This window comes from Mucilaginibacter sp. P5_A6 (assembly GCF_056400585.1).
On the sequence record NZ_JBFUKZ010000040.1, the window covers coordinates 18,691 to 27,307 of the forward strand.

An 8,617-nucleotide genomic window follows, 5' to 3' on the forward strand; every position below is an offset into this window, starting at 1 on the left:
ACAGGGTTCGGCTTTCAGCTTTACGCCTTTGGCCTTTAGCTTATCAGGCGCTTATTTTCATGATCCTTCTCCTGATCCGCGAAAGCGAAACGGGGGTGATCCCTAAAAAGTTGGCAATGTAATGCTGTGGGATGCGCTGTAGTACTTCGCCGCCGGTTTCCAATAGTTTATTATAGCGTTCTTCGGGAGTTTGTGTTACAAAGGACGTTACACGGTCTTCGTAGCAGATAAGATAATGCTCGGCTACCAATCTGCCAAAACGCTCCATTTTATGCCCGATGAGTTCATGGCCATAAGCCTGCTGCATGGATTTATAGTTAAGGGTAACTATTTGTGTATCCTCCAGGGCCTGGATGTAATTGGAACCTGGGGTGCCGGTTAAAAAACTTTTATACGAGCTAAGCAGTTCGTTCTCGAAGCTGAAGTAACCGGTTATCTCTTCGCCATCTTTTACATGAAAATATCGTACTGAGCCTTTTACAATAAACCCTATGTGGCTGCAAACCTTATCCGGTTCGGCAAAGTTTTTCTTTTTTTTAAGTTTACATACTTCCAATAGGGGTAATAAGATCTGCCATTCCACATCATTCATCGAAACGTATACTTCAACGTGTTCTCTGAATTTATTAATGGCGGTTAGTGTTTCCATATTCTGTCTAAAAGAAATAATACAGCAAATACTACGCTGGCAATGCCATTGGTGGTCATAAAGGCAAAGTTTACGCGGCTCAGGTCGTTAGGCTTTACCAGCAAATGCTGGTAGATAAGCATTGCGCAGAAGAAAGCAATACCCACATAATAAAGAATACCCACCTGCGTAAAAAATATCGGCATCATAATGAACAGGGCAGAAAGCACATGTAAAAAGGTTGATAACCTTAAAGCATTCACCTTACCCAAATAAGCAGGGATTGAATGAAGATTTTGGCTGCGATCGAAATCCTCATCCTGCAGGGCGTAAATAATATCAAACCCACTCACCCAGCATAAAACCGAAAGGGAGAAAAATACAGGCGTCAGGGCAAATGCCCCGGTAACCACAAGGTATGCGCCAATAGGGGCCAGTGATAAACCTAAACCTAAAACCAAATGGCAAAGTGCGGTGAAGCGCTTGGTAGCACTATAACCCATTACTACAAATAAGGCAATTGGGGATAGGTAAAAACATAATGGATTGATGAAAAATGTGGCTGCAACAAACAACCCGCAGTTAATTAAGGTGAAAGTTAAAGCTGCCGGTGCGCTGATTCTGCCAGATGGGATGTCGCGTTGTTTGGTACGCGGGTTTTGCGCGTCAATGTCCCTATCCAGGTAACGGTTAAATGCCATGGCCGAGTTACGGGCAAAGATCATACATAGCACCATTAAAACCAGCTTGCGCCAATCAAAGGAGTGGTTAGTAGTGGTTACTGCCAAAAAAAAGCCGATGAATGCAAACGGCATGGCAAATATGGTATGCGTAAAGGTTACTAATGAAAGGTATTTTTTCATCTAAAATTAATCTCTTGGTTCAAAATGCGGCACTACAAAATCCTTATTTATATTATCTATAAAACCTAAAATTTCATCACGCCCTACCTGTAATTCGGCAGATGTTACAAAATATTGCGGGAATTCCTCAAAGGTCTCCGTTAAGGCTTTTTTAAATTTGGCAATGTTCTGGTCGGTTTTTACGCTTGATTGTTTATCAGCTTTGGTGAAAACCAGCACGAACGACAATCCTTTTTCGCCCAGCCAGTTACAAAACTCAATGTCGATTTTTTGGGGTTCCAGGCGGCTGTCTATCAGCACCATCACACATTGCAGGCTTTCGCGCTTATCCAGGTAGCTATGGATAAATTTGTTCCAGTTGGCTTTATTTGTTTTGGATGCACGAGCATAGCCATAGCCTGGTAAATCAACAATATACCAGCTGTCATTAATAAAAAAATGATTGATGAGCTGGGTTTTACCCGGTGTTTGCGATGTTTTTGCTAATCCCTTTTTTTGCGTTAGCATATTAATAAGGGATGATTTGCCCACGTTTGAGCGCCCGATAAATGCATACTCCGCTTTGATAGGCGGCGGTAGTTTAGAGATCTGGGTATTGCTGCAAATAAATTCGGCCGTTTTAACAATCATGCTGCAAAGGTAGGGTTTTTGTTTTTAACGTTGTTGGGATGTTGTGTAAGGTTGAAAAGTTGGAATGTTGGGCCGTTTATACGCTGCAAGTATAATAAAATCATAAATGGATGTTTAAACATATTTTACATAAGGCTAACAAAGCCGATATTAAAACATTGTAACTTTACAATATTACAACAACGAAGATGAACGACTATAAAATACCCGCCCAAACCCGCATTGGCCATGTGCATTTAAAGGTGAGCGACCTGCAAAAATCACTTGATTTTTATTGTGGTTTATTAGGGTTTGATAAAATGATGTTATACGGTGATCAGGCTGCTTTTATATCTGCCGGGGGATATCACCACCATATAGGCTTAAATACCTGGCATAGTAAAGGGGCTTCACCGGCACCTGAGTATGCGCCGGGCTTGTATCATACGGCTATTGTTTATCCGGAACGTAAGGATCTGGCTTTGATCCTGCAACGCCTTATAGATGCCAAATATCCTATCACAGGTGCATCAGACCACGGCGTATCTGAAGCCATCTACCTGAATGATCCCGATCAAAACGGAGTTGAACTTTACTGGGACAGGCCAAAAGAAAACTGGCCGGTTGATGAAAATGGCGATATGATCATGTTTACCCGTAGGTTGGATATTGAAGGTTTACTGGCAACTATTAAGGGCTAACAGTGAAACTTTTTAAAGTTGATATTTTCGCCTTTATGATATCCCTGCCGATACCTTTACAATACCTTTAGCATATCCTTCGGTGCACCAAACTTATACCAAACTCATCCAAGCTATTGTGGTTTTGAACCTTTAAAAAGTATTTAAATGTTTGATATATAAATGTTTAACTAAAAATGAGGGATGGTAAGAGCTTCCCTTTTTAACCAAATAACCCTATTATCCTTTACAGATAACAGGGTTATTTTTCACACTCAAATATAAGCAAAATTTTGCGCTTTTTGTCGAATATTGCAACGAGCTGAACAGTTTTTTATGGGTGCATTATCGGGCGTTTCGGTTTGTATGATAAAAACGCTGGTGCCTGTTGTGTCAACCTTGAAATGACGTTTGCCTTTTAGTCGAAAGTCTTAAGTTCGAAGTCAAAAAAGAACAGGTCCTACTTATAACTTACGACTTAGTACTGATGACTTGACACTAATCTGCCGCTACAATCTAAAAATCCTGTCAATCCTGCAAAATCCTTTAATCGTGTTATAGCTCCTTTATCTTTATATTCCTGAAATAAGCCTTATGCCCGTGATCCTGCAGGGCAATTAAGCCTGTTTTGGCGCTTCCGTAATCAGGATATTCTTTCCATTTGCCTTCGTTTTTTTTCTTGGTCCACTCGTCCGTCCAGGCTTCAAAGGCTACTATTTTTGAGCCATTGAGCCAATGCTCTACATGGCCGTTATTGAATACAATTTTACTTGTGTTCCATTTACCAACCGGCTCTGTTTTTTTAAGCGTGTTGGGTATGTACATGGCATAATCGCAGCCGGTTTTTTGCCATTCTTCCAGTTTATCGGGCCAGCCTTCATCATCTATAAGCTGGTATTCGGGGCCGGTATTATACGTAGCGTGGTATTTGGGGTCTTCAATTACATGGTATAGCACGCCGCTGTTGCTGCCCTTATCAATTTTCCATTCCCATTCCAGTTCAAAATTGGTGTAGGCTTTGTTGGTCACAATATCGCCCCCGGTATCGCCCTCTGCGGCGCCTAAACATACCAGCGCCCCGTCAACAATGGTCCAGTTTTTTACCTCGCCTTTTTTGTTGAAGCCGTGCCAGCCATTCAATGTTTTACCATCGAATAGTTTTACCCACCCGGCTTTTTGGGTATGCGATTTTTTTGTATGGGGCGGTGTTTTTACTGTGATAGCCGATATCTGTACGTAAACTAATGCCGCTGCGGCCATTACCAAGCCAAGTTTTTTTAATTGTTGTTGCATGTTATTTATTTACTGCTGTTTTACAATTGGTTAGTTCAAGATTTTTTGATTGTTTGCATTTTTTCGGGATCCCAAAACATGGGGCTGTTATTATAATAACTATCGTTGCATAACAGGGCAGGGGCAGCAGCGCGATAGCCAAATATGGCATCCTCGGTTACTTTACCATTGTTCCTTATAGCGTTAAAGAAGTTATTCATGTGGTCATATGGGCCGCCCATGTAGCCTTTATCGGCGTCATAGATGATCTCTTCGGGCGGCAGCATTTTTTTACGTTCGGCATAACCGCTGCCTGCTTTTTTTAGTTTATCCAGGTAAAATGGGTCGTCGGAGGCAAAGGTCTTGTTCCGTTTCAGGGTCACTTTATCCCAGGTAATGTCCATGGAGCCTTCGCTGCCAACCAATTTAAGGTAGGTGGTACCACTGGTGCCGTCAACAAAATTGCAGCGTAACGATAAATTAAAGGCCGGGTGTGCCTTTGTTTTGCCATAATCAAAAGTACCCAGCAATACATCGGGTACCTCGCGGCCATCGTTCCAGAAACGTAACCCGCCCGATGCATAGATCTTATTTGGCCCAACAGAATCTGTTATAAAGTGCAGGCTCGAAAACAGGTGCACAAAAAGATCGCCTGCCATACCTGTACCATAATCGGTATAGTTTCTCCACCGGAAAAAGCGTTTCTCGTCGAACGGTCGTTTTTTGGTATTGCTGATGTAAGTTTCCCAATCCAGTGTCTGTGGCGATGCATCAGCCGGGATGGGGTATTGCCAAACTTCCAGTGGTTCGCGGCGCGCCCAAAAACCTTCGGCATAATTAAGCTCGCCAATGGCCCCGCTTTTTAGCAGCTCATGCGCTTTTTCGTTACCTAATGATGATACACCCTGGCTGCCCACCTGGAAAACTTTACCGGTTTCCTTTTGTGCTTTAATTACGGCGGGGCCTTCAGTAATGGCGTGTACCATTGGTTTTTCGCAGTATACGTGTTTACCGGCGTGCATGGCGTCAACAGAAATTTGCTGGTGCCAGTGGTCGGGCGTGGCTATAATTACGGCATCAATATCCTTGCGGTTCAGGATCTCTTTATAAACGCGGGTGGTAAATATATCAGCACCCCATTTTGCTTTCGCATCTTTAAGGCGGCCATCATATAAATCACATACCGCAACCAGTTTTACACCTGGAATTTTGAGGGCTGTATCGGTATCACTATTACCCATGCCACCTGCGCCAATAAGCGCAATGTTAATCTGGTCATTTAGCTCATAGCCTAATTTTCTTTTCAGGATGGCAAAGGGTTTTACAGTGCCTTCGGAAGCGAAAAGGTTGCTGCCAACAGCGACAGCTGCAGTGGTTGTAGTTAGTTTTTTGATAAAACTCCGGCGTGATGATTCTTGTTTTTCTTTCATAGATAAGGCAATGAACTTAATGTACTTTAGTTAATTTATAAGAACTTATAAAACCCGGTAGCTCCATTTAAGGGCAGACCTGTTATGAACTGGTTTAAAAGAATTGGTTTTTAAAATTAAGGAATTGACTTAACATTTACACAAGCTGATCAACTTAATCCATCCAGGTAAATCGCTTTTAGAATATCTGCATGGCAAATTTTGGCTGAAGCCGCTTTTTGTTTCTTCGCTACCGCCCCATAAATGGGAGGGCAATGGACTTTTAGCTACTTTAAACGGGATCAGTCCTTAAATCATTGCCGTTGGGCTTCAGCCAACGGTTAAATTGGCAGAAATGAGTTAGGGCTTTAGCCAAAAGATATTTAAATGGTCAAACGCCAGAAAAATCTATTAAATGAACCTGTTGGCACAGCATATTGGCAAATAGCGATGGGTTTCAAACCCATCGCTATGATGAAAGTTTTAATTTAGTTTTAAAAGCAATTTCCCTGCAACTTAATCCATCCAGGTAAACGCAATAGTGATACAATCACTATCTTTGCCACCACTTAAAAAAATGAGCAAAACCATAACTCCGTATAACAATCAACAGGCAACCAAAAAAGAACAGGTGGCCGATATGTTCAACAATATATCAAAAACATACGATTTCCTGAACCATTTTATGTCATTAGGGATTGATATCATCTGGCGTAAAAAGGCTATAAACGAGTTGAAAAAGGATCAGCCCAAACTAATTCTTGATGTAGCAACGGGTACAGGTGATTTTGCCTTCGAAGCCCTGAAAGCGTTAAATCCGGATAAAATAATTGGTGTGGATATTTCCCGTGGCATGTTGGATATTGCTGAGCAAAAGATTCAAAACCGAGGCCTTGGCCATAAGTTTGAAGTAAAACTTGGAGATTCGGAAAAACTGCCTTTTGATGATAATGCTTTTGACGCTGTTACGGTTGCTTACGGTGTTCGTAATTTCGAGAACCTGCAAATTGGTTTGGCCGATATTCAAAGGGTATTAAAACCGGGCGGCAAAGCGGTAGTACTGGAGTTTTCAAAACCCCGGGCCTTCCCTATAAAACAGTTGTATAGCTTTTATTTTAACTATATTACACCTGGTATTGGCAAATTGTTTAGTAAAGATTCAAGGGCTTATAGTTATTTGCCCGAGTCTGTAGCTGCTTTCCCGGATGGGGAAAGTTTTGTTGCTTTAATGGATAAAGTAGGTTTTAAGAATACCAAACACAGGCCATTGGCGTTTGGTATCTGTTCAATATATACCGGCGTTAAATGATCAAAATGCGGTGCTTTTTAGTTGTATGCCTTATGTTTTGCTGCAAACTTTTGTTTGCACAAAATGTACCTGCATGGGGCGGAGGTGCCGATCAGCAAGACCTGAGTTTTGGGTTTAGCTTCAATTATGTTAGCAGCGATTTTAAAATAGTAAAGAAGCCCGACTGGCGCAAACCATTTTTTGATGCCACCAACAATCAATATGTAACCGACTCGTTAAACAGCATCAGTTCAAAAAGTACCCCTGGTTTTGCAATAGGTTTTTTAACCCGGTACACTGTAACAGAGCATTTTGAAGTACGCGTTACCCCATCGTTGGTTTTTGCCGATCGCAATTTAACTTATACGTATGCCAACCCCGATCAAAATCAGATAAAACAGGTACAAACCACTTCGGTAGATGTACCGCTGTCGTTCAAGATAAAATCCGACAGGCTTGGCGATTTCAGGGCTTATATTTTAGGCGGCGTTAAATACACCAAGGCCATCGGCTCGAAAAAAAATGAAGCTAATTTAGACCCATTGGATAAGCTGGTAAAAAATGCCGGCGGATTTAGTTCATATGAAGCGGGCCTTGGCTGTGATATTTATTTTGAATTTTTTAAACTCTCGCCGCAAATTAAAATATCCAACTCATTTGGTAATATATTGGTGCCAGAGAATCACCCTTTTTCAAGTCCTATCAGCAAATTGTCATTACATACGGTAATGTTTAGTTTGTTTTTTGAATAAGCCGTCGCTATATCTTTACCGGGGGAGAATTTGGGTGAGGCTTATTACCTCAATACAACAATAATTCAAACTAAAAAACATAATTTCGCGGCCATAGTTATCATACTATCATGAGTAAAGTAGTTTTAATTACAGGTGCAACTGCCGGAATTGGCGAGGCATCTGCGCATGTATTTGCCCGTGAGGGTTATAATTTGATATTAACCGGCAGAAGGGAAGACCGGCTTGAAAAACTGGCTGAACACTTAAATGATACATATAACATTGAGATTGCCATTTTATCATTTGATGTACGCAACCGCCAGCAGGTGATTGAAAACCTGGAGGGTTTACCGGAAAAATGGAAAATGGTGGATGTTTTGGTTAATAATGCCGGTTTGAGCCAGGGATTGGATCCGATACAAAATGGGGATGTTGACGACTGGGAAACGATGATTGATACCAACATAAAAGGCTTGCTTTATGTAAGCCGTGTGGTATCAAACTGGATGATAAGTAATGGTAAAGGACACATTATTAATTTAGGATCAATAGCAGGCAAAGAAGTTTACCTTAATGGTAATGTGTACTGCGCAACCAAGCACGCTGTTGATGCGTTAAACAAAGGTATGCGGGTTGACCTGTTATCGCACGGAATAAAAGTTACGGCTATTCATCCCGGCGCTGTAGAAACAGAGTTTTCTGAAGTTAGGTTTAAAGGCGATAAGGACCGCGCCAAAAAGGTTTACGATGGCTTTGAGCCGCTGATAGCACAGGATATTGCCGAAACCATTTGGTTTGTAGCATCGCGGCCGGCTCATGTAAATATCAACGACCTGGTGATTATGCCAACAGCCCAGGCAACGGCTACTAATATATTCAGAAAATAGATATGCCGATTTCAGATGTGCAGATATGCAAATGAGCAAAGTGATCTGCATATTTGAAATCATTAATTTTTAACCTATACACCTGGGGCTTACGCATTAAATAAATTCACCGATTCAATAATTAAAAAACATAATTTGCATAGCTGAAATCTGCATATCTAAAATTAAAACACATGTCACTAATAACACAAATAGACCAGGATATAAAACTGGCTATGCTGGCTAAACAGCCGGATCGTCTTAGGGG

Annotated in this window: 9 protein-coding genes; 4 read left to right on the top strand and 5 right to left on the bottom strand. The window is 41.4% G+C overall.

Translation table 11 applies throughout. The annotated features are described in order from the left end of the window. Window positions 1-43: 43 nt before the first annotated feature. From AC1DO4_RS26600 to yihA, 3 genes are read right to left on the bottom strand one after another with little or no spacing between them, the layout of a single operon-like run. Window positions 44-649: a Crp/Fnr family transcriptional regulator gene (locus AC1DO4_RS26600; protein ID WP_477420795.1), complete on the bottom strand. Its 606-nt coding sequence runs from the start codon at window positions 647-649 to the stop codon at window positions 44-46. After that, complete coding sequence (locus tag AC1DO4_RS26605) at window positions 637-1,491, bottom strand: UbiA-like polyprenyltransferase (RefSeq protein WP_477420796.1); 855 nt, start codon at window positions 1,489-1,491, stop codon at window positions 637-639. Before AC1DO4_RS26605 ends, AC1DO4_RS26600 begins: the two co-directional genes overlap by 13 nt. Before the next feature lie 6 nt (window positions 1,492-1,497). After that, the gene (gene yihA, locus AC1DO4_RS26610) at window positions 1,498-2,121 is read right to left on the bottom strand and encodes a ribosome biogenesis GTP-binding protein YihA/YsxC (protein WP_477420797.1); all 624 of its coding nucleotides are present in this window, start codon (window positions 2,119-2,121) and stop codon (window positions 1,498-1,500) included. Between the two features lie 188 nt (window positions 2,122-2,309). Here yihA and AC1DO4_RS26615 point away from each other — a divergent pair, with 188 nt between their 5' ends. Continuing rightward, window positions 2,310-2,801 (top strand): VOC family protein, encoded by a 492-nt coding sequence (locus AC1DO4_RS26615; RefSeq protein WP_477420798.1) that lies wholly within the window; start codon window positions 2,310-2,312, stop codon window positions 2,799-2,801. 534 nt (window positions 2,802-3,335) lie between these two features. Here AC1DO4_RS26615 and AC1DO4_RS26620 read toward each other — a convergent pair. Together AC1DO4_RS26620 and AC1DO4_RS26625 are read right to left on the bottom strand one after the other, a co-directional pair. After that, entirely contained in the window at window positions 3,336-4,073 is a 738-nt protein-coding gene (locus AC1DO4_RS26620; protein ID WP_477420799.1) for a 3-keto-disaccharide hydrolase, read from the bottom strand. A 35-nt stretch (window positions 4,074-4,108) separates the two neighbouring features. Next, window positions 4,109-5,482: a Gfo/Idh/MocA family protein gene (locus AC1DO4_RS26625; protein WP_477420800.1), complete on the bottom strand. Its 1,374-nt coding sequence runs from the start codon at window positions 5,480-5,482 to the stop codon at window positions 4,109-4,111. A 556-nt stretch (window positions 5,483-6,038) separates the two neighbouring features. Between AC1DO4_RS26625 and ubiE the strand changes: the two genes are divergently transcribed. The 3 genes from ubiE (at window position 6,039) to AC1DO4_RS26640 (ending at window position 8,370) form a co-directional block, all read left to right on the top strand. After that, a complete protein-coding gene (ubiE, locus tag AC1DO4_RS26630) occupies window positions 6,039-6,770 on the top strand; it encodes a bifunctional demethylmenaquinone methyltransferase/2-methoxy-6-polyprenyl-1,4-benzoquinol methylase UbiE (RefSeq protein ID WP_477420801.1) in 732 nt (243 codons plus the stop codon). A 5-nt stretch (window positions 6,771-6,775) separates the two neighbouring features. Continuing rightward, window positions 6,776-7,501 carry a type IX secretion/gliding motility protein PorT/SprT gene (gene porT, locus AC1DO4_RS26635; RefSeq protein WP_477420802.1) on the top strand — a complete coding sequence of 242 codons (726 nt, stop codon included), beginning with the start codon at window positions 6,776-6,778 and terminating at the stop codon, window positions 7,499-7,501. 110 nt (window positions 7,502-7,611) lie between these two features. After that, entirely contained in the window at window positions 7,612-8,370 is a 759-nt protein-coding gene (locus tag AC1DO4_RS26640) for an SDR family oxidoreductase (protein WP_477420803.1), read from the top strand. The last annotated feature ends 247 nt before the right edge of the window (window positions 8,371-8,617 follow it).